Below are 24596 nucleotides of genomic sequence, written 5' to 3' on the forward strand. Positions count from 1 at the left end.
CGGGGTATGGGACGGGCATGATGCCGGGGGTTCCTTTCGGTACAGGATTACCCTCCATCAAACACGACACGATTCAGAGATGGGCGTTGTCGGCCTATCCTTCGCCCGACTCGCGGTGGCGGCGATCGCGTTGCTGATCGTTGCCGTAGTCACCAAAGCACGACTGCCAAGGGCTCGTGACCTAGGGTGGATCGCCGGATGTGGTGTCTTCGGCATGGCCGCCTACCAACTCCTACTCAATTGGGGCGAGCTGTACGTGCCGGCGGGAACGGCGAGCATCATTGTCGCCGCCGCACCGTTGGTGTCGGTGGGAGTGGCGCGCATCCTGTTCTCCGAGCGAATCTCCCGCACCACTATCATCGGCAGCGTCATAGCATTGGCCGGCGTCGCATTCGTATGCTTGGCCCGGGCAGGGGTGTCGCTCTCGACTGCGGTGTGGATCGTGGTGGCTGCGATGGTGGTTCAGGGCATTTACCACCCGCTGCAGCGTCCCTTGTTGAAGCGGTACACGAGTGTCGAGGTTGCGTGCTACGCAATGATTGCAGGCACGGTGATGACCCTCCCGCTGGTACCGTTTGATTCTCGACGGCATGATCAATGCCGGTCTGACTCCGTGGCTGGCCGCGATCTATCTCGGGCTTCTCCCGTCTGCAGCCGGATTCGTGCTGTGGGCATATGCGGTCGCCCGTATGCCAGTGGCCGTGTCGACGTCGCTGCTCTACCTCGTACCGCCGGTGGCCGTGCTCATCGCCTGGGTGTGGCTCGGAGAGTTGCCGATTGTTCCCGAACTCCTCGGTGGCCTCGTTGTCATTGCGGGCGTCGTTACCATCTTTCAGGGCCCCCGCATCCTCGCGCGCCGAGCAGCCCGACGAAATCCCTTATCCGCCCCAGCTGTTGACGACTGAACTCTAAACGGACAAATCCATGCGTATTCTCATCGTCGGCGCCGGAGCGGTCGGCGGCTACTTCGGCGCATGTCTTGCCCAGGCAGGCGCAGAGGTGACGTTCCTGGTACGGCCGGCGCGCGCCGCATCTCTAGCGATCACAGGCCTTGTCCTCGTCGACCTCGACTGCGAGCGGACCACCGTGCCCGTGACGACCGTGACCGCTGATCGGCTCGATGACGGCTGGGATGTCGTGCTCCTCGCCGTCAAGGCCACGGGACTTGCCTCAGCACTAGTTGACCTCGAGCCGGCGATCGGCGCCCAGACGGTGATCCTCCCCATTCTCAACGGCATTGACCATATCAGCAGCCTTTGTGAACGATTCGGGGCACAACATGTGCTTGGAGGCGTCGCGGTGGTCGCGACGGAGCTGGGCTCCGATGGCGAGATCGTCCAGGTCGCGCCGGGAGCATCGATCGCGTTCGGGGAACTGGACGGCACCACCTCAGACCGAACGACGTGCCTGCTTGACGTGCTCGCGAAGGCCGGCCTCGAGGCTGCCGTGTCGGAGAGCATCATGCGGGACGTGTGGGAGAAGTGGCTTTTCATGGCCGCGGGCGGCGCGGCGAGCGTGCTACTAGGCGGTACGGTGGGCGCCATCGTAGCCACAACCGACGGCGCGGATGTGGTGAGGTTGCTGATCAAAGAAGTGGTAGGGGTTCAGAGGGCCGAGGGCTACCCTCCGAGAGACGATGCCCTCGACCGAGTGCTCAAAGTCCTCACTCAGCCCGGATCGAGCTTCACCACCTCCCTCTATCGCGACTTCAAGGCGGGACGCCCCACCGAGGTCGAGCCCATCCTTGGGAGCCTTGTGCATCGCGCGGTAATTCGACGCATCGGAACCCCTCTCTTACGTGCCGCGACCATCCGACTCCGGGTCCATGAAAACAGTCTCAGCGGAAGTCCCTGATTTGGTCCGAATTCGAGTCTGCAGCGGCTCAACAGTGCTGTGCTGAAATCGGGGTGATCGACACCCGCACGGCGCTAGGTCCACGTCGGGCGTGAATGCGCTCATTGAGAAAAAGTTCAATGTATAGGGAACTCGTACTTCGCTATACATTCATGTCGTCTCGCGGGGTTCATGCGCGCTGATCGGGGATTTTTTTTCTGGCGCGCCAAAGTGAATGTCAAGGTGAAGAAGGCTATTTCGCGCACTCGCTGAACGCCTACGGGCGCACGGGAGATCCGTGCCCGCGGTGCGGCGACCCCATCAAGCGGGTGCCGTTCGGCGGGCGATCCTCGCACTTCTGCCCGCGCTGCCAGCGCAGGCGCAAGCACTAGCGTCGCCGCGTTCTCCGTCGGCTCGCGCGGGGCTGCGAGCCGCTGGGCCACCGAGACGCACTATTCCCTTTTCGATACCGGGTCAGTAGGGTCGAGGCACGATCGTGAACGAGGGAGTGCGAACGATGAAGAAGCCCACCGTAGTCATGTTCGGCGTAGGAGCGATGGGCAGCATCATCGCGCGCATGCTGCTCGAACGAGACGCAGAGATCGTCGGCGCGGTTGCACGGAGCACCGTCGGAAAGACGCTCGGCGAGGTCTCGTCTCTGGAGGGCGACGCGGCCCGGGTGGTGGTCGAGGCGGATGCCGCAGAGGTGCTTGCGCGCACGAAGCCCGATCTGGTCGTGATGACCATCGCGAGCTACATGGAAGACGTGAAGGAGCCGGTGCTCACCTGCCTGCGACACGGTGCGAACGTCATCTCGCTCGCAGAGGAGAACCTCTATTCGTGGCATACGAGCCCCGAGGACACGGCCGAGATCGACCGGGTGGCTCGCGAGAACGGGGTCACCTACACGTGCTCGGGCCATCAGGACGGCTATTGGGTCCAGCTCGTCGCCACGCTCATGGGCACCGCCCACCGCATCGACGAAGTGCGTGGCAAGGCGTCCTGGAACGTCGACGATTTCGGTCCCGAGCTCGCCCGCGACCAGCAGGTGGGGGACACCGCCGAAGAGTTCGCGGCGTGGCTCGGTACAGCGGAGCGCCCGCCCACGTTCGGCCGGAACAGCCTGCATGCCGTCGCCGCGGCGAGCGGACTCACCGTCGAGCACTCGACGACCGAGACCGAACCCGTTTTCGCCACCGAGGACATGCGGTGCGCCGCGCTCGACACCACCGTGCCCGCTGGGCGGGTGATCGGCTTCACCGACATCGACGTCGTGACCACGAAGGAGGGCCCGCGGCTCGTCCTGGAGATGACCGGCAAGGTCTATTCGCCGGGCGAGGCCGACAGCAACGCCTGGGTGTTGAAGGGGGAGCCCGACCTCGACCTCGAGAACCAGGTGCTGCCGACCCACCTCACCACCTGCGCGACGCTCGTGAACCGCGTGCCGCAGGTGCTGAACGCCGAGCCCGGCTACGTGACGGTGGCCGGCCTGCCGAGGCTGCAGTATATGGGAGGGCCGATCTCGAGCCACCTCGCCTGAATCCGCCTGCCGCGGATACGGGTGCGTCGAGGATCTCCCCCTCCTACACTGGGGAGCATGGCCGAGAGCAAGACCCAGCCGACCGACGCGGACGTCGGCGAGTTCCTGAGGGCCGCGACTCCGTCGAAGCGGCGCGACGACGGGCTGCGACTCGCCGAGATCTTCCACGACGTCACCGGCGTGCGGCCGGTCATGTGGGGCGCTTCGATCGTGGGATACGGGAGTTACCGCTACATCTCTCCCGCCGATCCGCGCAGGCGGGGGAATTGGCCGAAGACGGGGTTCTCGCCGCGCAAGACGCAGCTCTCGTTGTACGGGCTGAAGGATCTGCCCGAGGGGGCGGCGCTCCTGCCCCGGCTCGGCACCTACACGGAGGGTGCGGGATGCGTCTACGTGAAGAGGCTGGAGGACGTGGACGAGGGTGTGCTGCGGCGGCTGATCGACATCGCCTGGGGTCGCGGCGACGATCCCGAGCCCTGACGGCCACGAGCCTTGACAGTCAGCGGCCGTCGGCGGTCCATACGCCGAGCTCGTTCCCGCTCGGATCCGCGAAGTGGAGCCGCCGGCCTCCTGGGAACCCGTACGGCTGCTCCGTGATGGCTCCACCGGCGTCCAGGATCGCCTGCATGCTGGCCTCGAGATCCTCCGAGTAGAGGATGACGAAGGGGCCGCCGACGGGCCGCGGCCGCGAAGCCTCGAGGAGTCCGCCGGCCTCCGTGCCGTCGCCGGCCCTGATGCCCGCGTAGCCCGGCCCGTAGTCGGTGAACTCCCAACCGAAGGCCGCGTGGTAGAAGGCCTTCGCGGCGGCGAGGTCGGTCACGGTCAGCTCGACGTAGTCGATGCGGTGGTGGTGCGGCGCTGCGGTCATGGATGCAGCCTAACGCGGGAGCGCCCGGGAGCGAAGGGCGCCCGAGCCGCCCGGGTGAGCGAGTCCGGCGCCGATCGCCGGGCGTTCGGCCTACACTGCAGGCATGGACGGATCGAACGAGAGCGGCGGACTGTTCCCGCACGACGGCGAAGAGCCGCACCGAGGCGAGGCTAGCGACCCAGAGCGGGGCATCGACTTCTACACGCGGAAGTGGGTACGGCCCGAGGATCTGAACCCGCACGGAACCCTCTTCGGCGGGAGTCTGCTGCGCTGGATCGACGAGGAGGCGGCGATCTACGCGGTCGTGCAGCTCGGCAACGAGCGCGTCGTCACGAAGCTCATCTCGGAGGTCAATTTCGAGGCCTCCGCGACGCAGGGCGACCTGATCGAGATGGGGCTCATCGCCACGGACTTCGGGCGCACGTCGATCACGATGCGGGCCGAGGTGCGGAACATGATCACGCGCAGGACGATCCTCACCATCGAGCGGATCGTGTTCGTGAACCTGGGCGCGGACGGCCGGCCCGCGCCGCACGGCTACACCGGGATCACCTACGGCCGGGAGCGGTTGCCGGCGTCGCGCGACGCGGTTGGCTGACGGCCGCTCCATCGCGCATCCGGATCCGCGAAACACTCCGGTGGCCGTCGGGACACGGCCCCGAAACACGGCGCCCATACACTGCACGCATGAGCGAGATGGGCGACGGCAGGATCAGGATTCGGGGCGACGCGAGGGACGCGGGGGAGCGGGTGCGCGACCGCGGCCGGACGCGGGGCATCAACTTCTACACGCGCAAGTGGGTGCGGCCCGAGGACCTGAACGCGAACGGCAGCCTGTTCGGCGGGAGCCTGCTGCGCTGGATCGACGAGGAGGCGGCGATCTACGCGATCGTGCAGCTCGGGAACGAGCGCATCGTCACGAAGCTCATCTCGGAGGTCAACTTCGAGGCCTCCGCGAGACAGGGCGATCTGATCGAGATGGGGCTTATCGCCACCGACTTCGGGCGCACGTCGATCACGATGCGCGCTGAGGTGAGGAACATGATCACGCGGAAGACGATCCTCACCATCGAGCGGATCGTGTTCGTGAACCTGGGGGAGGACGGCCGGCCCGCGCCGCACGGCTACACGGAGATCACGTACGATCGCGACCGCACGCCGGGAGCGTGCGCGGCCGCGTGACCGCGCGGAGGTGCGCCGGAGAGCCGCCGAGTATTGAGCCGGCGCGCCGGCACGCAGGTGGGACGGCCCGGGTCAGAGCTCGAGCCGTGCTCCGGGATCCTTCACGACATGCGGGAGCCGGATCAGCTCGCCGCCGGCCTGTTCGAGGCAGGCCCGCACGCGCTGGGTGAAGAGGCCGAGCCCGCGCTCGCTCAGGATGCCGTCGTGGGTGAGGTAGGCGCGGCGCGGGGCGGCGTTGAGGGTGAAGTCCAGGACCTGCGCGAGGTTCGACCAGGGCGAGCCGATCGGGATGCCGAGCGCGTCGGCGCGGAACGGCGGATGTACGAGCGAGTCGCCGCCCCAGGCGAGGGTGTCGTCGATCCGGACCCCGACGTTTTCGATCACCGGGATGCTCGAATGCAGCAGTTCGTGGCGGCCGCCGTAGAACTCGAGCTCGAACGGCCCGGCGGTGATGCGGTCGCCCGGCAGCACGACCCGGGCACCGTCGATGCCGGCTTCGGCAAGGGTCTCGGCAGTGGCCTGCGTGGTCAGGATCGGGATGCCGAGTGCCGCCTCGCGGATCGCGGTGACGTTCTCGGGAGTCCAGTGGTCGCGGTGCTCATGCGTGATGACGATGCCCGCCGGCGGGGCGGAAGCCGCGTGGACGGCGGCGATCGCCGCGGCGATCTCGCCCCTGTCGGAGAAATCGCCCGGGTCGACGAACAGGGACGCGCCGTCGCGTTCGACGACCAGGCCGGCATGGGTGAGGCGTAAGCATCGCATGCCGTGAGTGTACCGAGTCGGCCGACGAGGATGCCGACCCGACGCTCGAGCGCTCGACGACGGCCCGATTTTGCGTGTCGGCCTCGGCTGTGGCAAGATAGACGGGTTGCCGAGATTCCGGTGAAAACCGGAGGCGAAGCACACGGCCCCATCGTATAGCGGCCTAGTACGCCGCCCTCTCACGGCGGTAACGCGGGTTCGAATCCCGCTGGGGTCACCGAGTGAGAAAACCCCCGCTTAGGCGGGGGTTTTCTTGTTTTTCGGAGGTTGCTCTAGAAGAGCGCTACGCGGCTTTTGGCAACAGATTGGCAACATCCGATTCCATCGCCGCCCGATCGAGTGCCGTGGCAACGCCGTCGAGGTCATCATCGAACAGATCCGCGTAGACGTCCAGGGTCACCGCGGCTGAGGCGTGCCCCAGCATCCGTTGCACCGCCTTGACGTTCGCACCAGCGCTGACCGCGAGCGATGCGGCTGTATGCCGCAACTCGTGCGGGGTGAGCCCCTTGAGTCCGATGGATGTTGCGGCGGTATCGAACCAGCCGACCCGGAAGACGTGATTGCGGAGCCAGGTTCCGGTGCGAATGCCATAGAACACGGGCGCGTCGGCGTCCCGCCCAACGATCTGCACCCGCAGCAACTCGACCAGGAATCCCGGGATCGGGATGCTCCGATGCTCGTAGTCTTTCGGCGGCTCGATTCGCTGGTATCCCTTGTCGGCCACGACGGTCTGCTCGACGGTGAGGCGCGGGTGTTTCGCGTCGAGGTCGAGGTCGCAGATGCGAAGCCCGGACAACTCGCCCCAGCGCAGACCGCAATACGCAAGGGTGAGCACGACGAGGCCGTACCCGTAGTCCTTGCCGTCCTTCATCTCATCGATGGCCCCAGCGAGAGCCGCGACTTGATCGTGTGAGAGATAGCGCTTGCGCGTTTTCGTCGGCTTGGGGAGTTTGAGCCTGGCGGCGGGGTTGGACGGCAGGCGCTCGTCTTCGACTGCGAATCGGAGTGCGCCGGAGAGTACGTTGACGATCTTCCGGACCGTCGCGGGTGCTCCTGGGAGCGCAGACGCCCATTCCTGCACCCGAAGCCGGGTGAGGTTTCCGATGGGAATGCTGCCCAGCTCGGGGGTGATGTGCTTGTCGATGATGTTCTCGACGCGGCTGCGTGTCGTCGCTCGGAGGTCACCCCGTGCGGAAAGCCAGGTTTGCAACCACTCGGCAACGGTCACCCTTGCCCGGCCCGGATCGAGGTAGCGGCCCTGCGCGATGCTCACCTCGGTCGTTGCCAGGAACAGCTCGGCAGCCTTCTTTGTGGTGAAGCCGCGCTTCTGGGTCTGCTTCTTGTCGGGGCGGCGATAGAGTGCCCGGTAGCGACGTCCCTTCGTGGTCTCGTATGCCTCGACGCTGCCCATGACTGCCTACTTGGTGAGGCCCGCGAGACGCTGCACGTCGACGCGACGATAGACGCGCTTGTGCTCAGTGAGAGGGATCGGCTCGACAGGAGCTTTCCCGGCAAGCGCGAGAGTGCGAAGGGTCGTGCGATGGATGCCGAGGAGCGAAGCCGTCTCCTGCTCGGAATAGAACAGCGGGGCAGCCTCGTGCTCGTCCGTGGGTGCGGTGCTCTGGCCCATGGCGACCTCCAAGAAGCTCAAGTATCAGCTGCGATGGCTGCGAGTATTTTAGATTAAATCACAACACGCCGATGACAGCAAGTGTTTTAGTTGCTCGTGATGCTCGCTAGAATCGGGACATGGCTACACCCACTGGTTACCGCCCCGGCGATCAGTCCTACGACGGGCTGCTGACGCCGGAAGACCTGCCGGACGGGTGGCACCTGCCTGATCGCTTTCCGGGAGAGCGCACCGAGGACACGAGCGCATTCCTCGATGAAGCGCTCGGCTACAACGACCAGTTGATGACTGCGGGGGAGCGACAGGCGCAACGCGACTCGGAGCAGAACGAGACCGCCGACGGGCGCTGGCGCTACATCGAGCACTCGGCGACTGCGACGCGTGTGTTCATCCGGCTCCAGCGCCAGCCGTTCGCGGTGCCCGAGGAAGTGAAGATCACGGGCGTCGTCTACCTCCCGTGGCGACCGGGCGACCCGATCTCCAGCCAAGACCTTCGCTCGCTTCCGACCGCTCGGATCGAGGCCGCGATCAATGAGCGGCTGTTCGCCATGAAGCGGACGGTGACCATCACGGGCGGAAAGATCGTGCTGCCTTCGGGGCGGAAAATCAGCGAGCGTGACCTCCTCAAACCGCTCGGAAACCCGAAGCGCACCCCGGACTTCTACGAACTCGTCGCGCTCCAGTACGGCAAGCTTGTCGCGCAGGGGGATGAGGCACCTGCGGTCACGATGGGCAAGATCAACGGCGTCGCCCACACCACCGCACAGGGGTGGCTCGTGCGAACCCGCGCGCGGGGACTTCTGCCTCCTGGGCGCAGAGGATAATAGGTTACAGGGGAAGCCCGCCGGGGGTGCATCTCAATTGCGCGAATCCTCTGCTCTGGGCTTGTCCAGATGGTGGCGGTAAACTGGTAGCTCAGGAACGGAGGAACAGCCCATGAGCCAGACCATCCTGACCGCCCCTGCACCGCAGGCCCGGCCGGACTACTCGGGTGTCTCCGATGCCATGCTCTACGACATCGCCCGCCACAACGCCTCCGTACTGTCGGCCAAGCTGATGCGCTTGAGCGATGCCGCCGACAGCGACGAGATGCGCGAGCACTGGGCCGCGCGTCGTCGTCTGGTGAAGCAGCAGGCTCGCGTCCTGAACCCGGAAGTCCGGGCCGAGATCATCGCGCAGGACGAGGTGTGGCTGCTGGAAAAGCTCGCCCTCACCACCGCGTAACAGCCAGGACGGCATGACGGAGGAAATCGGTTCGGAGGCGTGGCTGGCCCGGGTCTTCGCCGAGAAGGTGCGCCACGAACTCTTCGACGGACACACGCCGCAGCCGGTGCCGGTGCTGGTGCTACTGGGCGGACAGCCGGCCGCGGGGAAAACTCGAGCCCAGCACGCGATCCTGACCGAACACGGCGCGGACGATCTGGTCGAGATCACTGGTGATGATCTTCGCGAATTCCACCCCGAATACGACCTCCTCGCCGACGAAGCACCATTCGAGATGCCCGCACAGACCGCTCCGGTGTCGGGTGGCCTGGTTCGCCTCGCCCTCGACTACGCCCGCGAGCACGGCTATTCGGTGCTGCTGGAGGGCACGTTTCGGGATGCCGGCATGGTCACCCGGAACGCGATCCGGTTCGCGGACGCGGGCTACCGGGTCGAAGTTGTCGCGGTCGCCACTCCGGCTGCGGTATCGCGGCTGTCGGCCGAGATGCGATCCCAAGGCTCCGGATACCCCAATGTGGGGCGGTGGACGCCGCCGGAGGCGCATGAGACCGCGCTGCGGTATTCCCCGGGCGTGCTGGCGGCACTCGAAGCACTCCCGCAAGTGGGCCGGGTGCGCGTGTTCTCCCGAGAAGGGCCATTGTATGAGAACGCCCGCACCGTCACTGGTGAATGGGCGGCAGCTCCCGAGGCTTCGCGGGTGCTCACGCTTGAGCAGCATCGACCGCTCGCACCCCTGGCCGCGCTCGGGTGGCTGCGCGACTACAGCATCGTGTTCCGGCAGGCGTCGGCCAGGCCCGCCTACCTCGGCCCGAACACGGCCCCGGCGTTCCTGCGCTTACAGGATGACGCGCGGATGATGATCCGCTCGCTGGCCTTCACTCCCGGTGCACCGCTCGCGGAACTTGAGCAAGCACATGCGGCCCGGCAACGAGTACTCGAACGGGTGCTCCCTCCCGATCTGCGACCGAGGCCCCGCACTCCATCGGGGAGGCGACTGCCGCCGGTCAAGATGCCGAGCGATCCGCCCCGCAATGAACCGCCAGCACGCGGCCTATAAGGCCGCCCGGCTGCTGGCGCTCACAGGCTGCGTCCGGGCCGTGACCGCTGTGGATCACTGCTCTCGTGGGTGCGGGCCGCTTCGCGTATCCGACGCGTCCGTGCCTCTCGTGCTTCCTTGGCTGCGGCCGCGCGCGCATCCAGATACTGCCCCGCCTCAGCGGGCGTCATCGAGGTGAGTTTCGCGACTTCGGCCCGGGCGCGCTGCGCTTTCTGCGTCCAGGCGGTGGCATCTCGGCGGGGCATGTTGAATTCCGCACGCAACGGATCACGCCGCACCTGTTCTGCACAGTAGGCCTGCGCGGCGAGCTGCTGTTTCGCCTGCCGCTGCTCTTGCTCGATCGCCAGGACTCGCGCACGCGCGGTCGCGGCGGTCGTCTCTGCCTGGGCCACGCGAGCATCGGCGTCCGTGCGGCGCCCCGCTGCGGCGTCTGCCCACGATTCCCCGTTTCCCGCATGCAGCACGCCCGTTTCGCCCCAGTCGTGGGAGAGACGATCACGAGCGGCAAGGTGGTGCCGCCGGGTTTCGGCGTGCACCTTCCGGGCGTTGCGCCGCGCGAATGGCCCTGCCGTACGGGCGCGCAGTTCGGCCCGCGATAGTGCGTCAGCGAGCGCCAGCATCTCCTGCGCGTCCGTGACGGCGGCGTCGCGCAGCGGCACGCGAATGTACTCGCGCAGCTCAACTGCGGTCTCGGACGCCGAAGCCGCGACGCTTGCCGCAGCCGCAAGCTCGTGCTGATGCTGCTCCCGCATTCGGTCGAACTCGTCGGCGTACTCCGCGAACCGGGCCGCACGCTGCTCGGCTTCCTCCGCGCGACGCGTCAGGCGGGCGACCGCCGACCGCACGCGCTTGGCAGGTCCGTCTTCGATGAGGCCCGCAACTTCCTGGATGGCCTGTCCGGTGGCGTGGGTGAGGCCGCGGTCTGCGCGGTCGCGTTCCATCGCCGCGACGAACTGCGCCCTCCCATCCGCGTGGTCGTCCGCGATCAGGTGGAGCACGTTCTGATCTTCACCGCGCGTCATCCCGACATACACCTGCGCCGCAGTCGTGCTGTCCGTGAGGAGCGTGCGGGATCGTGCGATGGTGATGCCCTGCACCCCGTACGCGGTTGCCGCATACGCCAGGTGGGTGTGCGCGGCCACGTAGTCGGCGGGCAGATGGACGCTCGCCTGGTGCTTGCGTCCGTTCTCCAGCTCTTGCACCCAGATCGACCCGTCTTGCTCGACTTGTTGCACCATCCAGGTCTGCCGGTTCGACACCCTTATTCGGGTGTTGTTCTTCCGGGTCTGCACGAGGTCGCCCGCCCCGATCGATAGGCCATCGCTGCCCATCGTGGTCATTTTGGGATCGACGAGGCCAGCGGTGACTCTGCGGTCGCGGATGAGATCGTTCAGCTTGGCGGCTTCCTCGTTCGAGGACACCGTGACCGACTCGTCCGGGGCTGCTTCGGCGGCGATGGCTGCGCGTGCTGCATCCGCGTCGGCATGCAATTGGATGAGTCCCAGAGCAGTGAGTTCGTCGTAGATGTCGCCGGGGGCGTCGCCGTCACGCATCCGCACCGTCAGCGCACCATACGCCGGGTCGGTGAAGCGGTGGACCTCAGCCATGTCGTGGATACGGCCCCGAACCTGTGCCGCAGCGTCGAGCACACCGCCGCGCCCGACGGCGGCGAGTTGCGCGCGATCCCCGACGAGCGCGACCGACGCTCCCGATTCCGCGCAGATGGTGAGGAGTGCGATTGCGGTGTCCTGATCGAGCATGCCCGCCTCATCTACCACCAGCCGTGTCCCCACCTCGAGGCGAGCGGCTTCGGGCGGCTCGGCGTAGATGTTCCCGGTCTCGGGATCGGTATCCCCGGGCCTGAGGCGAGTCCAGACGCCGTCGCGGTTCCATCGGTAGCCGTGCGCGTGCGCGAGAGCGGCGGCGGATTCCGCTGCAACCCCCAGCTTCTCGGCTGCAACCAGTGCCGCCTTCCGCGTCGGTGCCACCAGTCTCGTCGCCCGTCCCGCATGCTCAGCGGCGTGGGTCGCGGCCAGCAGCATCGTCGTCTTCCCCGACCCCGCAGCCCCCTCCACAATCACCAGCGGATCAACCGATGCCACCGCAGCCGCCGAGTCGAGCTGACCGCCATCCAGGCCGAGCCCGAGCGCCCGAGCATGCGCCTCGACACTCGGGTGCGGTACCTGCGTCTTGGGGGCCTGCTGGGTGAGGAGGTCGCGGAGTGCGGTTTCGGCCTCGACGACCCGAACGGTCGCCAAATGCGCGACGTGCTCCGGCGCTGGCGCTCCGGGTGGCAGTACGGAGAAGCAATCACCGAGCGCGAGGCGGGTTGCAAGCTCGGTGAACTGCGCAAGTCCCGCGGGGGCGGTACGGACTCCGTACTCGGTGACCAGACGTGCGGCATGCTCCTGGACCGTGTGCCGCGTCCATGTCGACGCTTCTGACGCGCACCGATCCAGCGCCCGCGACGCGATCTTCTCCACCGACAGTGCATCCAGCGACACGATGCGCGGCTTCGGTGCACGAGCCAAGCGGTCAGGGTCGTAGCCGGCCTCGCGCAGTTCGGTCAGCCAGGCCGCCTCCTCGCGGAGCGTGGTCAGTTTCTTCGCTGGCCGCTCATGCGCCCAGGCCTGCGCTGTGAGACGCGAGGCGACCACGGGGCCCATGGTTTCGTCGGGGTGCGCGGCCTCCCATTCGGCTTCGAGGCGTTCCAGGTTCCGGCGCACCTGGGTGCCGCGCTTGCTCATGAGCGCATTGAACGGCTCCAACTCGACCACCTCACCGGTGACGGGGTCGAGGGTGAGACCGTGTTGATCGAGTGCGTCGGCAAGCTGAGGGTGCGCGGCAAGGATCGCGGTGCCCAGGGCACGAATCGTACCCTGCTGCTTGAACAGCGCCCCCGTATCCAGCGCCCGCCACCGGCCTGCCGCCCACACCCTCGTTCCGATCTGCATATGGATATGCCGATGTGGATCACCCGCACGGGATGTGCGGTGCGAGATGCCGACGACCTGCATCCGCTCGACCGGCACCACCTCCTGACGGCCCAGCGGGCCCACACGAGTCACCGAATGCTGGGCGAGCCATCGCTGAATCTCCCTGAGCGCATCCTGCTGCGCGGCATCCAGCGCGTCGGAGACGTCGGGGTGAAGGGCGGCGGCGATTGACAATGATTTCGGTCCGTTGATCGTCATCTCCGCAAACCGGGGAGACCCCAGCCGATCCGCGCCCGCATGGCGCGGACGCCCCATGCTCTCGCCCGTGTCCGGGCTGACCCAGTCGGCCCAGCCGTGATACTCATCGTTCGACAATGAGCACGCACCAGTCACGTTCCCGGAGCCATCGAGGACCGTGTACTGGATGTTCGCGCCGTCGCGGGTGTAGTAGTCATCCGCACGGGACCGATCTGCCTCGACATAGCGCAGCGCGTCCGCACCCGTTCCGCGGAACAGGATCACACCGCCATGCATCTCGACTCCAATCTAAGATGGCTGCTGTCATCGTAGCATACGTTCATTCAAGAGAACAGTGGTGTCATGTGTGATGCCAAGGGGGCTGTGTCGGAGTGACGAGGCCGGGATGCGGAAACAGTTGATGGGGTCTGGATGCTCAGGGTGTGGTGCCTCCTTCTTTGTCGATCAGGGGCTCGATAGTGCGGGCAGGATGATCCTGGCGTCATCGCCGTCGAGCGTAACGATGCCGCGTTCGTCGACGAGGATGACGCTTCCGGCCGGGGAGAGCCCCAGTGCTTCGACGGTGCCGGTCGCTGATCCGATCAGCTCCCATTCGCCTTTGTCGGCTCGCTGCCGGATCTGCCCGTCGGTGTCGACCCCGACGACCGTGTCACCGGCGGCTTCGAGCAGGTACTGCAGCGGCGCATCTCCGAGCGGTGTGAATGATACGCCGCCGTCGGTACTGGTGCGCACGCCCTCTGGCGTGGCCGCGTAGATCGTGCCATCTGCGGTCACTGCGAGATCAACGGCGTCGAGCTCGGAGCGGGACTCCCAGGTGGCACCCAGATCGTCGCTGACCCGCAGCGCAGGGCTGGTTGACCCGATGCCGTAGAGCCGACCGTCCGGGCTGGCAGTGAGGACGTGAAAGTCCTCTGTGTTGGTGAACGCGACCGGTTGCCAGTTCTTCCCGGTATCGTCGCTGCGGATGATGCCGAGATTCGGGGAGCCCAGCTCCGCCGGGGTCTCAAGACCCGGATGCCCGGAAGCGATCAGCGCACCTCGCGAGTCGGTAAGTCCCATCAGATCGAAGTCGTAGTCGCCGAGTGGGCCCTCCACTGCGCCGGCCCCGTTCACGCGGTAGAGACCGGTGTGGGTGCCGACGAGGAAGGTTCCTTCGGCTTCTGGGATCACGGCATGAATGTGGCCGAAGGTCGGCGGCGAGGATGCTGGCGCAGTCGGGGCGACGGCGGCGCAGCCGGCCAGGACGGTGGTGACGGCAGCCGTCGCCACGGCGATGAACAGCCGTCCGTGCAGGCGAGGCCTGCGGGGAAGGAGAGATGCGGGCATGAGAATGCCTTTCTGTGGGACGCGAGCAGGCTGCCCGGTCAACGGAGGGATGCAGGTGGCGCCGGAGAGCGGTGCGAGCTGCGAAGATCAGGTTGGGGATCCCCGCCACTGCGTGGGCGGGGATCCCCTGTCTGGGCCGGTATCAGAGGTTGCCCAGGAGTTCCTTCATCGTGGTGATCTCCGCACTCTGGTCGTCGATGACCTGCTGCGCAAGCTTGAGCACGTCCGGGTTCTTGCCGCCATCGAGGGCGGACTGGGCCATCTCGATCGCGCCGGTGTGGTGCTCGATCATGCCTTCGAGGAACAGGCGCGTCGCCTCGGTTCCGGTGGCTGATTCCAAGGCGGTCATACTGTCTTTCGACATCATGCCACCGCCGTGATCCATGCCGCCCATCGATGATTCATCGGCGGAGACGCCCCAGTTGTCGAGCCAGCCCTGCATGGTCTTGATCTCGGGCCCTTGGGCGTCCTTGATCTGCTGGGCGAGGGTCACCACTCGGTCATCGATGCCGTCCTTGGCGAGCAGCATGTCGGCCATCTCGATGGCCTGCTCGTGATGCGGGATCATCATCGTCACGAACATCTGGTCAGCAGCGTTGAACTGCGCTGCGGACTCGGTCGGAGCCTTGGATGAGGTGGATCCGTGATCCATGCCGGGCATCCCATCCGACATTCCGCTCGGAGAGCAGCCGGTCAACAGGAGGGCGGTGGACAGTGCGGCCGAAGCCAGCGTAAGCGTGCGAATACGCATGAGTATGCGTCCTTTCGTTCAGTTAAAAGATCAGAGATTCGCGCCCAAAGCAGGGCGCAGCCAGGCTCCAGCCGGGGCCGGAGCGGGCGCGAATCAGGTGCGACTGATCGACAGAACGAGAAGAGACGGCGGCCTCGGCCGCGGCAAGACGGTGCCCGCACGCAGCAGGGAACGGGTCGCGAGGACGAGGGAGCACCAGGAGTGCCTGCGCACGAGCGGCGCGATTAGCAGCATGACACTCGCCAGTAGGGCGAGCACGCACCCGACCATCAGCATGACGTGACCGGGATCCGAATCCCCGCACGGGCCAGGGCAGCGGGTATCCCCGGGTGCGGGATCCGGCGCAGCCATCATGCCGGATGCGTGCTTCTCCACCGCCATGACCACGCTGCCGCTCATGCCGATGTCCGCGATTTTGTGATCGCCTCCGATGAGTGCGGCAAGGGGTCTCGTGTCGTGGCTGCCGTGCCCGGCCGAACCGCCCAGCACATGCATGCCGAAGAGCCCTGCCAGCACCAAAGCGAGCAGACCGAAAGAGATTAGGCAGCGAGGTGAGTCTCTGCGCGGCGTTTCACCACTGGTCAGCATCGCCACCTCCTCTCCCTCGCCACGCACCCGCCTGCAGATCGAGGGAGCGCCCTGGTTCTACGCTAAGGCATTCCAGGTGGCACAGGCTGGGAGTCGCAATCCCTGAGCGGGTCACACGACATGCTGGCGATGGGAGTCTGGCGGCAGCTCCGGTGCGCATGGTATGGTAACAAAACTGTAACGAAAGGGGCTGGTGTGCGAGATGCGGTGAACCGTACGGCCAAGCGCCCCTTTTTCTCGAGCGTCGGAACGGTCTTCGCGATCGTACTGATGCTCATCTTCGGCTTGGTGGCGATGCACTCCCTGTCCGGCACCGCTACAGCGCGCGAAGCGCTCGTGCCCGCGAGCACAGCTACCGCCAGCGATACCGTACGCGCGGCCGACGCGTTGACCTTGGACGGCTCGGTGAGCGGGGCGTCCGCTGACTGTGACGCGAGCTGCGCGCACGGCACAGCTCCTGATCACGGGCACCTGGGCATGCTCATGCTGTGCATGCTGGCCCTGTTGACCGGAGTGCTCTTCCTGCTCAGGCCCGCTCTGTTTCGTCTCTCCCGCGCCGCCGCACAGTCGGCCGGCTGGCTGAACCGTGCGCTTCCCGCGCCTCAGGCGACCCGTCCGCCGTCGTTGTTCGCGCTGTCGATCAGCCGTACTTGAGCCAGGATCTGGGCACGAGCTTGCCCGCGCACTCCGGCGCTGAGCCGCGACGAGCGGTGCGGCTGATCGACTGACGCCCGGCCTCGTCCGAGGTCAAGCTTCCTGGACGCTGACGCTGCCCGAAGGTCTTGCATGCCGCGCGTGCATAGCCCTTGTCGCAGCCATGCGATCGTCTTCCGGCCATCTGGTTGAGTCGGGCAATTCGATCACATTCCCACCCCGCCGGTGTGTCTGCCTGTCGCTCGTGTAACCGAGAGGCTGCGGCTTCCCTGCCGCAGCCTCGGACCCCTCGCTTCCCTGGCCACCCACTCATGGAACAGTTATGCCTACCCGTCGAAACCCATTCAAGAATCCTGTCGTCTTCATTCCCAGCACGCTTGCCCTGAGTATCGCGGTTGCGATCGGCAACTACTACATCATCGAGGGGCTCTTCGCATGAACACCCCACAGACCTACCTCACCCCTATGCCGCCATTCGGCTTCCTCTCGGGCGGTACCGGCGGCACCGTAAGCCAGCCGCGGACGCGACGCAGCATCATCGCCACCGCGACCGCAGCGCTCAGCGTGGCCGGCATGATGAGCCCCGTCGTCTTCCCCACCCCCTTCGCCCCGGTGCCGGGGGCCGCGGCCGCAGAGCTCCCCGCGCAGCAGCTCGTGAGCGGCCCCGCCGCATTCGAGGCCGCGGCCCTGGACGCGATCGGCGCCGTCGAAGTACAGGCCGCCCCCGTCGCACCGCAGCGCGTGAACGCCGAGCAAGGCCTCGTCGATCCCTCGCAGCTGACCGATACGAAGCTTCGCTACCCCTTCGATCAGACCATGCCCCTCACCGACGGTTTCGGATATCGCACTGCTCCCGTGGCGCAGTTCCACGACGCCCAGGACATCGCTGCCGCCAACGGCACCCCGATCCGCATCATCGGCGACGGGGTAGTCGTGGAAGCAGGCTGGGCGAGCGACGGCTGCGGGTTCTCACTCAAGGTGCAGCATCTCGTCGACGGGCAAGACCTCACCAGTCGCTACTGCCACATGGAGGGCGAGTCCCATGCCTATCAGGTCGGCGACCGGGTGCGCATCGGCGACGAGGCTGGGCGCGTGGGCAACACCGGCATGTCCTTCGGCGCACACCTGCATCTCGCGCTGCGCCTGAACGGTGAGCCGATCGACCCACTCCCCTTCATCGAAGCGAACGCGCAATGACCCCTGCCCCGTATCCCCGCACCTCGTCGACCCCGGAAAGGCCTCGGATGACCGTCTCCCTGAATCGCCGCCAGTTCCTCGCCGCCAGCACGTTGACCCTCGCCGCCGTGGGCCTGGCCGCCTGCACTCCCCGGCAGGGCTCCGCGTTCCTCTCGCCCACGGCGGATGCGGTCGATGCGGCCGAGGCGGGCCGCCTGACCACCGGGGCGACGATCGAACGCGCGCTCACCGCAGAGCCCGTCACGCTGGATCTCGCCGGGCAGACCGTCAACACCTGGGGATATCGGGGCGCCTCGGCTGCGGAGCCGATCCGCGGCAACGTCGGTGACCTGCTCCGCGTTACCCTCACCAACGACCTTCCCGACCCGACGACCGTGCACTGGCACGGCCTCGCTCTGCGCAACGACATGGACGGGGTGCCAGGTCTCACGCAGCCCGCCATCAAGGCCGGCGACACGTTCACCTATCAATTCGCGTTGCCGCACGCAGGTACCTACTGGTTCCACCCGCATGTCGGCACGCAGCTCGACCGGGGCTTGTACGCGCCGCTCATCATCGACGACCCCCGTGAGCGGGCAGCCTACGACCGGGAATGGGTGATCGTGCTCGACGACTGGCTCGACGGCGTCACGGCCACCCCCGACGACGTGTTCGCGGAACTCAGCCGCGGCATGGGCGGGATGGGTGGCATGGATCATGGCGGCATGCCGATGCGGATGGGTAACACCCTCATGGGCGCCACCTCCGACCTCCTCGGCGGCGACGCGGGAGATGTCTACTATCCGCTCTACCTCATCAATGGACGCCCCCGGCTCGACCCGGAGACGTTCACCGCGAAACCGGGGGAGCGGATCCGGCTCAGGATCATCAACGCCGGTGGCGACACCGCCTTCCGATTCGGGGTCACCGGGCACCAGCTCACGATCACACACACGGACGGGTACCCCGTGGCCCCGCACGAGGCGGAGAGCGTCGTGATCGGGATGGGGGAACGCTACGACGCGATCCTCACCGCCGGCGACGGCGTGTTCGCCGTCATCGCCGAGGCGCTCGGCAAAGTCGATCAGGCCGTCGCGATCCTCTCCACCGGGGCTGGTTCCCCACCGCCTCCCGGCACGGCCCTCCCGCAGGCCCGCACCCCCACGGTCGCGGCCGATCTGACGGCGGCGGATGACGTGGCGCTGGGCTCCAAGCGCGCGGATCGCACGATCGCCCTGGAACTCACCGGCACCATGGAAAAGTACGACTGGGCGATCAACGGTACCCGCATGAATATGGATAACCCCCTTCGCGATGCCCTCGCGATCAGTGAGGGGGAACGCATCGCTCTTACCATCACGAACTCGACCACGATGTGGCATCCCATGCATCTGCATGGACACACGTACCAGCACCCAGACGGCGGCCCCCGCAAGGACACCTCGATCGTGCTCCCCGGGCAGTCCCTTCGCCTTGAGTTCGATGCTGATAACCCCGGCCGGTGGCTCACCCACTGCCACAACCTTTACCACGGCGAAGCCGGGATGATGGCGACCATCGCCTACCAGCAGTAGCCCCATCCGCAGTACGAAAGTAGGCACCCTCATGAAATCTCAGCAGCCGGCCGGTATCCCTGGCCCCGATCCCGCCTACCGCCGGCACCGCCGCCTCGTGCGCCTGGGCCAACTGCTCATGCTGCTCGGTGCGGTGATCCTCATCGTGCACTGGCTCGCGCACCTCGAAACATTCGGCCCCACCCAGCCTGAGGGCTGGATTGATCTCGTCGCCGGCTACCCGATGGGTGGGTTGTTCCTCCTGGGCGGCGGTATCCTCGCCGGACGCAGAGCCGCATGACCTCGCCAGGATCGATTCGCCCGGAGGTGATTTCCTCGACGGCGCCGTTCATCACCACATGTGCGGTGGTGAGTAGCCATCCGACCGGCAGATCCCGCCGGAACGCCCCTCGTCCTGTCCGCGCTTGAGCAGGGTGCATGCGGGCTTCCGATGCCACGTGCAACTCGCGAATGCGGACGGGCGACAGCGTCGGCATCGCCACCTACCGCAACCGCATCAACGGCAACCTGCCCGAGGGTCTCTCCCCGGAGGCCACGGCAGCCGCCTCGGACAGCATCGACGGCGCGCTCGCGGCCGCGGCCAATCTCCCGGACGCACTGGGCGAGCAACTGGTGAGCGCTGCACAGGCAGCCTTCTCCGGTGGGCTCAACATGGCTGCGGTCGTCTCGGCCGTCGTCGCTGGTCTGGCAGCGATCATTGTTGCGACTCGCCTGCATCACGTCCGACCCGCCGGTGAAGCGCAGCAGCCCGCCCAAGAGGCCCACGCCAGCTAGGAATACCCCTAAGGGGTATTGTGTTGGAGGGGGCATGCTCAAATGAAAGATGGGAAGGAACGCGAAGAAAACGCAAGATCAGGCAACCAAGATGAGTAGTGGAAATGCGAAACCACGATCCGCCAGGTGCCCCGCTTGCAAGCCGGTCCATGTCTGATCGAATCGTCATCAATCCAAACAGGAGGGATCCACCGGATGACTGCACACGAGAACCTGAGCCTTACCGACACCTCCACCACGGGTCGGAGCTGCTGCGGCCACAAGCCCAGTGCAGAGGCCATCGCCCAGGCTCCGGCCGATGAGATGACCGAATGTAAGGTCATGGCCGGCACCCCAGTCGTCAAGGCGAAGGCGGAGGAAGCCGGTCTCTACCGCGACTACCAAGGCCAGCGGTACTGGTTCTGCTGCGCGGCCTGCGGCCCGCTGTTCGACGCCGATCCTGACCGTTACGCGAACGCCGCCTGATGGCATCTGGTTCCGCGCTCCCGACGAGCAGACGTGCACGGGACCGCGGAACCTTGCCCCTGTTTCACATCTGGACTGGGGTGACGAACGAAGGAAACGAGACCATGAGCAACGATCCCTCGACACGATCGCACGCACATCCTGAGCACGTGGAAGTCCAGCACGCGCACCACAACGAACCGAACCCCCACTCGGGGCACCATTCGCACGACCACCACCAGGGTCATGACGAGGCTTCCGGCCACCACGACGACGGCCATGATACTCACGCGCACCACAAGGGCCATGGCGGACATGATCACGGGCATGCCGGACACGGAGACCATGTCGGGCAGTTCCGCCGCTTGTTCTGGATCATGCTGGTCCTCGCCGTTCCAGTCGTTGCGTTCAACGACATGTTCGCCCAGCTCATCGGCTACCATCTGCCTGAAGGCGCGTGGGTCTCGTGGGTGTCGCCTGTGCTGGGCACGGTCGTCTACTTCTGGGGCGGCTGGCCCTTCCTGACGGGCGGGCTGAACGAGATCCGCACCCGCAAGCCGGGCATGATGCTGCTCATCGCGCTAGCCATCACCGTCGCCTTCCTCGCCTCCTGGGGCGCGAGCCTCGGCATCCTGCACCACGAGCTGAACTTCTGGTGGGAACTGGCGCTGCTGGTGGTCATCATGCTGCTGGGCCACTGGATCGAGATGCGCTCGCTCGCCCAGACCACGTCCGCACTCGACTCGCTCGCCGCGCTGCTGCCTGACGAGGCCGAGAAGGTTGACGGCGACGATGTGGTAAAGGTCGCTCCTGCTGATCTGGCCGTCGGCGATGTGGTCATTGTCCGGCCCGGTTCCTCGGTGCCCGCTGATGGAAAGATCGTCGACGGGGCGGCATCGATGGACGAATCGATGGTTACCGGCGAGTCCAAGACGGTGCGCCGCGGTGCTGGCGACCAGGTGGTCGCCGGCACCGTGGCCACCGACTCAGGCCTGCGTGTCGAGGTCACCGCCACCGGCGACGACACCGCACTCGCCGGCATCCAGAAGCTCGTCTCCGATGCCCAGGCGTCCTCCTCCCGCGCGCAGCGGATCGCCGACACCGCGGCCGCGTGGCTGTTCTGGTTCGCCCTCGGCGCGGCGGCAATCACCGCCACCATCTGGACGCTCGTCGGCCTGCCCGACACGGCCGTGGTCCGCACGATCACCGTGCTCGTGATCGCCTGCCCGCACGCACTCGGCCTGGCGATCCCGCTGGTGGTGTCCATCGCGACCGAACGCGCTGCCCGCGGCGGCGTGCTCATCAAGGACCGCCTCGCGCTGGAGTCCATGCGCACCGTGGACGCAATCCTGTTCGACAAGACCGGCACTCTCACGAAGGGCGAACCCACGGTCACGGGCATCGAACCCATCGGAGGCCGCTCCGAGGCCGAGGTGCTGGCATTGGCCGCCGCCGCGGAATCCGATAGCGAGCATCCTCTGGCCAGAGCCATCGTTGGTGCAGCCCGGCACCGGGAACTCAATGTGCCCGCAGCGTCGGAGTTCTCCTCTTCGCCGGCCGTGGGCGTCAGGGCCGTCGTTGGCGGAACCGCCGTCGAGGTCGGCGGCCCTTACCTGCTCGAACAGCACGGGACGGGCGAACTTCCCGTCGCCGACGCCTGGCGAGAGGAGGGCGCGATCATCCTGCACGTGCTCGCCGAGGGCGAGTTGATCGGCGCCCTGCGGCTGGCCGACGAGATCCGGCCCGAGTCGCGCGAGGCCGTCGACGCGCTGCACGCAGCCGGGGTGCAGGTCGTGATGATCACTGGCGACGCACGCGCAGTCGCCGAGACGGTCGCGCGGGATCTCGGCATCGACCGCGTGTTCGCCGGTGTGCGCCCCGAGGACAAGGCCGCCAAGGTCGCCGAGCTGCAGCACGAGGGGCACCGGGTGGCCATGGTCGGCGACGGCGTGAATGACGCCCCTGCGCTCGCCCAGGCCGACGTCGGCATCGCGATCGGTGCGGGCACGGACGTTGCGATCGGTTCAGCCGGTGTGATCCTGGCCTCCTCCGATCCGCGATCGGTGCTGTCGGTCATCGAGCTCTCCCGGGCGGCGTACCGGAAGATGAAGCAGAACCTGTGGTGGGCGGCCGGCTACAACCTCGTCTCCGTGCCGCTGGCCGCGGGCGTTCTCGCGCCGATCGGCTTCGTACTGCCGATGAGCATCGGGGCGATCCTTATGTCTGTCTCGACCGTCGTCGTCGCCCTCAACGCCCAGCTGCTACGCAGGCTCGACCTAACCCCACAAGCCAGCACCGCCCGGATTCTGGATCGCTCAGTCTGAGAACCAGTCAAACCCCACATCATGACGACAAGGGGATGGCTGCCCTGTTGTTTGCACGACTCCTCACACGCGCCACCAAAAGTGCGAACGAAAGTGCTGAGTAGCCTGTAGGTCGGGTATCGCGGTTGAGCTATAGACAGATCAGATGCCGTAGCACGTTGATCTTGTGCAGCAGGAAGTTTTGTTGAGATTCGAGGCGCGAGGGGGCCGGTGTTAGTTCAACTCCCCGGATACGACTCTGATTGTTCATGTGGGCGGGTGCGGTCTGGGATCTGCGGCTGCTTCTGGGCCGCGCTCCATAATCACTCGGAGCCGCCACACCAGCCGCCTTCGCAGGGCGGCAACGTGGCAACATCCTGGCAACGAACACTGGCGACAGGGTTCTCTGTATCGCACTTGATGCACTTAAAATTCGCGTAAACACGGGCCGAATTGGGGTCTGCTGCGTCAATCCAGGGAAGCCCATTCCCCTCTCACGGCGGTAACGCGGGTTCGAATCCCGCTGGGGTCACCGGAGCGAAAGCCTCACCGAAAGGTGGGGCTTTCGTCGTTTCGGTACGCGTGCGAGTGCGGGTGCCGCCTGCGAGACTGGATCCATGCGTATTGCGGTGATCGGTGCGGGGATCGGCGGGCTCACGGTCGCCGCAGGCCTCGGTGCTGACGGCCATGAGGCGGTCGTCTACGAGCGCCGCGAGGACCCGGGAGCGGTGGGGGCGGGGCTGACCCTGTTCGGCAACGCCTTCGGCGCGCTGGATGAGATCGGCTTGGGCGAACGGGTGCGCGAGGTCAGCAGCGATGCGGTCGCGCGCATGCGCGCGGGCCAGCGTGCGCCCTCGGGGGACTGGCTCGCCTCGCTGCCGCCCGGAGCAGTGCCGTCGCTCCACAGCCTTCACCGCGCCGAACTCCATCGTGTGCTCCAGGAGGCGCTGCCGTGGGGAAGCCTGCGTCTCGGGTCGCACGCCCGGGTCGCGGCGAGCGGCGAACCGGTGGTGACCGTAGACGGTGTCGAGGAACCGTTCGACCTGGTAGTGGCTGCCGACGGTCTGCGCAGCGACGCGCGCACATGCCTCGGCTTGGACCGGGGCGTGCGCTACGCGGGATGCACGGCCTGGCGCGGTGTGACCTCTGCCGGGCTGGACCTGCGGCGAGAGGCCGGTGAGACCTGGGGCCGCGGAAAGATCTTCGGGATCGTGCCGTTGCCGGATGCGCGAGTCTACTGGTTCGCCACCGAATCCACGGACGCAGGACGACGCGCCGACGACGAACGCGAAGCGCTGCGCGCCCGTTTCGGCGACTGGCATGCGCCGATCGTCTCGTGCATCGACGCGACGCCCGCGGAAGCGATCCTCCGTCATGACATCCATGACCTCGCGGCGCTCCCCGCATCCTTCGTGAAAGGCAGGACGGTTCTCCTCGGCGACGCGGCCCACGCGATGACCCCGAATCTCGGGCAGGGTGCGGGGCAGGCGATCGAGGATGCGGCGACGCTCGTCCTCCTGCTCCGCGGCGTGCGGCGCGCCGGCGATCTCGGGTCGGCACTCGCCCGGTATAGCGCGCTCCGCAGGAAACGGACTCGACTCGTCTGGCGGCAGTCGCGCCTGATGGGCAGGGTCGCGCAGGCGTCTCACCCGGTCTCGGCGGCTCTCCGCGACACCCTGCTGCGAGCGGCGCCGGCCGCGGCGATGAGCCGGGGCG

The 24596-nt window shown here is 66.8% G+C and carries 25 protein-coding genes, 1 tRNA gene and 2 pseudogenes; 20 read left to right on the forward strand and 8 right to left on the reverse strand.

What is annotated here, in order from left to right:
* Positions 1–79 precede the first annotated feature (79 nt).
* From ACFPZL_RS14235 to ACFPZL_RS02075, 6 genes and pseudogenes are all read left to right on the forward strand, one after another.
* Positions 80–337: pseudogene (locus ACFPZL_RS14235) on the forward strand (EamA family transporter); the annotation flags it as partial.
* 253 nt (positions 338–590) lie between these two features.
* Complete coding sequence (locus ACFPZL_RS02055) at positions 591–905, forward strand: EamA family transporter (protein WP_236021748.1); 315 nt, start codon at positions 591–593, stop codon at positions 903–905.
* A 19-nt stretch (positions 906–924) separates the two neighbouring features.
* Complete coding sequence (locus ACFPZL_RS02060) at positions 925–1854, forward strand: ketopantoate reductase family protein (RefSeq protein ID WP_218114051.1); 930 nt, start codon at positions 925–927, stop codon at positions 1852–1854.
* Positions 1855–2075: 221 nt separating this feature from the next.
* Positions 2076–2225: pseudogene (locus ACFPZL_RS02065) on the forward strand (zinc finger domain-containing protein); the annotation flags it as partial.
* A gap of 125 nt (positions 2226–2350) precedes the next feature.
* A complete protein-coding gene (locus ACFPZL_RS02070) occupies positions 2351–3373 on the forward strand; it encodes an NAD(P)H-dependent amine dehydrogenase family protein (RefSeq protein ID WP_218114052.1) in 1023 nt (340 codons plus the stop codon).
* Positions 3374–3430: 57 nt separating this feature from the next.
* A complete protein-coding gene (locus ACFPZL_RS02075; protein WP_218114053.1) occupies positions 3431–3853 on the forward strand; it encodes a DUF1801 domain-containing protein in 423 nt (140 codons plus the stop codon).
* 19 nt (positions 3854–3872) lie between these two features.
* Here the strand turns inward: ACFPZL_RS02075 and ACFPZL_RS02080 are convergent, their stop codons facing one another.
* Entirely contained in the window at positions 3873–4241 is a 369-nt protein-coding gene (locus tag ACFPZL_RS02080; protein WP_218114054.1) for a VOC family protein, read from the reverse strand.
* A 103-nt stretch (positions 4242–4344) separates the two neighbouring features.
* Between ACFPZL_RS02080 and ACFPZL_RS02085 the strand changes: the two genes are divergently transcribed.
* Together ACFPZL_RS02085 and ACFPZL_RS02090 are read left to right on the forward strand one after the other, a co-directional pair.
* Complete coding sequence (locus ACFPZL_RS02085) at positions 4345–4839, forward strand: acyl-CoA thioesterase (RefSeq protein WP_218114055.1); 495 nt, start codon at positions 4345–4347, stop codon at positions 4837–4839.
* An 89-nt stretch (positions 4840–4928) separates the two neighbouring features.
* Positions 4929–5423 (forward strand): acyl-CoA thioesterase, encoded by a 495-nt coding sequence (locus tag ACFPZL_RS02090; protein WP_236021749.1) that lies wholly within the window; start codon positions 4929–4931, stop codon positions 5421–5423.
* A gap of 72 nt (positions 5424–5495) precedes the next feature.
* On the opposite strand, the gene ACFPZL_RS02095 is transcribed toward ACFPZL_RS02090, so the two are convergent.
* Positions 5496–6185, reverse strand: a complete 690-nt coding sequence (locus ACFPZL_RS02095) for an MBL fold metallo-hydrolase (protein WP_218114056.1) — start codon at positions 6183–6185, stop codon at positions 5496–5498.
* Positions 6186–6329: 144 nt separating this feature from the next.
* Here ACFPZL_RS02095 and ACFPZL_RS02100 point away from each other — a divergent pair.
* Positions 6330–6402, forward strand: a tRNA-Glu gene (locus tag ACFPZL_RS02100).
* Between the two features lie 66 nt (positions 6403–6468).
* On the opposite strand, the gene ACFPZL_RS02105 is transcribed toward ACFPZL_RS02100, so the two are convergent.
* Together ACFPZL_RS02105 and ACFPZL_RS02110 are read right to left on the reverse strand one after the other, a co-directional pair.
* Positions 6469–7596 carry a site-specific integrase gene (locus tag ACFPZL_RS02105; RefSeq protein ID WP_218114057.1) on the reverse strand — a complete coding sequence of 376 codons (1128 nt, stop codon included), beginning with the start codon at positions 7594–7596 and terminating at the stop codon, positions 6469–6471.
* A gap of 6 nt (positions 7597–7602) precedes the next feature.
* Positions 7603–7815, reverse strand: coding sequence for a helix-turn-helix transcriptional regulator (locus ACFPZL_RS02110; protein WP_218114058.1), 213 nt, complete (start codon positions 7813–7815; stop codon positions 7603–7605).
* Between the two features lie 119 nt (positions 7816–7934).
* Here ACFPZL_RS02110 and ACFPZL_RS02115 point away from each other — a divergent pair, with 119 nt between their 5' ends.
* The 3 genes from ACFPZL_RS02115 to ACFPZL_RS02125 all read left to right on the forward strand — a co-directional run bounded on the left by ACFPZL_RS02115 (position 7935) and on the right by ACFPZL_RS02125 (position 10096).
* A complete protein-coding gene (locus tag ACFPZL_RS02115; protein ID WP_218114059.1) occupies positions 7935–8639 on the forward strand; it encodes a hypothetical protein in 705 nt (234 codons plus the stop codon).
* Positions 8640–8751: 112 nt separating this feature from the next.
* A complete protein-coding gene (locus tag ACFPZL_RS02120; RefSeq protein WP_218114060.1) occupies positions 8752–9039 on the forward strand; it encodes a hypothetical protein in 288 nt (95 codons plus the stop codon).
* A 13-nt stretch (positions 9040–9052) separates the two neighbouring features.
* A complete protein-coding gene (locus ACFPZL_RS02125; RefSeq protein WP_218114061.1) occupies positions 9053–10096 on the forward strand; it encodes a zeta toxin family protein in 1044 nt (347 codons plus the stop codon).
* 20 nt (positions 10097–10116) lie between these two features.
* Here the strand turns inward: ACFPZL_RS02125 and mobF are convergent, their stop codons facing one another.
* From mobF to ACFPZL_RS02145, 4 genes are all read right to left on the reverse strand, one after another.
* Positions 10117–13566, reverse strand: a complete 3450-nt coding sequence (gene mobF / locus ACFPZL_RS02130) for a MobF family relaxase (protein ID WP_218114062.1) — start codon at positions 13564–13566, stop codon at positions 10117–10119.
* Between the two features lie 168 nt (positions 13567–13734).
* The gene (locus ACFPZL_RS02135) at positions 13735–14616 is read right to left on the reverse strand and encodes a WD40/YVTN/BNR-like repeat-containing protein (protein WP_218114063.1); all 882 of its coding nucleotides are present in this window, start codon (positions 14614–14616) and stop codon (positions 13735–13737) included.
* A gap of 142 nt (positions 14617–14758) precedes the next feature.
* On the reverse strand, positions 14759–15367 hold the full coding sequence (locus ACFPZL_RS02140) for a DUF305 domain-containing protein (protein ID WP_218114064.1): 609 nt from the start codon (positions 15365–15367) through the stop codon (positions 14759–14761).
* 93 nt (positions 15368–15460) lie between these two features.
* Entirely contained in the window at positions 15461–15955 is a 495-nt protein-coding gene (locus tag ACFPZL_RS02145; protein WP_218114065.1) for a DUF6153 family protein, read from the reverse strand.
* Between the two features lie 195 nt (positions 15956–16150).
* Here ACFPZL_RS02145 and ACFPZL_RS02150 point away from each other — a divergent pair, with 195 nt between their 5' ends.
* From ACFPZL_RS02150 to ACFPZL_RS02185, 8 genes are all read left to right on the forward strand, one after another.
* Positions 16151–16609, forward strand: coding sequence for a DUF6153 family protein (locus tag ACFPZL_RS02150; RefSeq protein WP_218114066.1), 459 nt, complete (start codon positions 16151–16153; stop codon positions 16607–16609).
* Between the two features lie 435 nt (positions 16610–17044).
* Complete coding sequence (locus ACFPZL_RS02155) at positions 17045–17806, forward strand: M23 family metallopeptidase (RefSeq protein ID WP_236021751.1); 762 nt, start codon at positions 17045–17047, stop codon at positions 17804–17806.
* Positions 17807–17853: 47 nt separating this feature from the next.
* Positions 17854–19359, forward strand: coding sequence for a multicopper oxidase family protein (locus ACFPZL_RS02160; RefSeq protein ID WP_218114067.1), 1506 nt, complete (start codon positions 17854–17856; stop codon positions 19357–19359).
* Positions 19360–19390: 31 nt separating this feature from the next.
* The gene (locus ACFPZL_RS02165) at positions 19391–19639 is read left to right on the forward strand and encodes a hypothetical protein (protein WP_218114068.1); all 249 of its coding nucleotides are present in this window, start codon (positions 19391–19393) and stop codon (positions 19637–19639) included.
* A 170-nt stretch (positions 19640–19809) separates the two neighbouring features.
* Positions 19810–20133 (forward strand): hypothetical protein, encoded by a 324-nt coding sequence (locus tag ACFPZL_RS02170; RefSeq protein WP_218114069.1) that lies wholly within the window; start codon positions 19810–19812, stop codon positions 20131–20133.
* Positions 20134–20328: 195 nt separating this feature from the next.
* On the forward strand, positions 20329–20598 hold the full coding sequence (locus ACFPZL_RS02175) for a YHS domain-containing protein (protein ID WP_218114070.1): 270 nt from the start codon (positions 20329–20331) through the stop codon (positions 20596–20598).
* Between the two features lie 104 nt (positions 20599–20702).
* A complete protein-coding gene (locus ACFPZL_RS02180) occupies positions 20703–22901 on the forward strand; it encodes a heavy metal translocating P-type ATPase (RefSeq protein ID WP_236021753.1) in 2199 nt (732 codons plus the stop codon).
* A 596-nt stretch (positions 22902–23497) separates the two neighbouring features.
* Positions 23498–24596: FAD-dependent monooxygenase (locus ACFPZL_RS02185; protein ID WP_382334630.1), on the forward strand; the 1099-nt coding region annotated here is incomplete at its 3' end.

Origin of the sequence: Leucobacter soli, from assembly GCF_042659205.1 — a bacterium.
Taxonomy (GTDB): Bacteria; Actinomycetota; Actinomycetes; order Actinomycetales; family Microbacteriaceae; genus Leucobacter; species Leucobacter soli.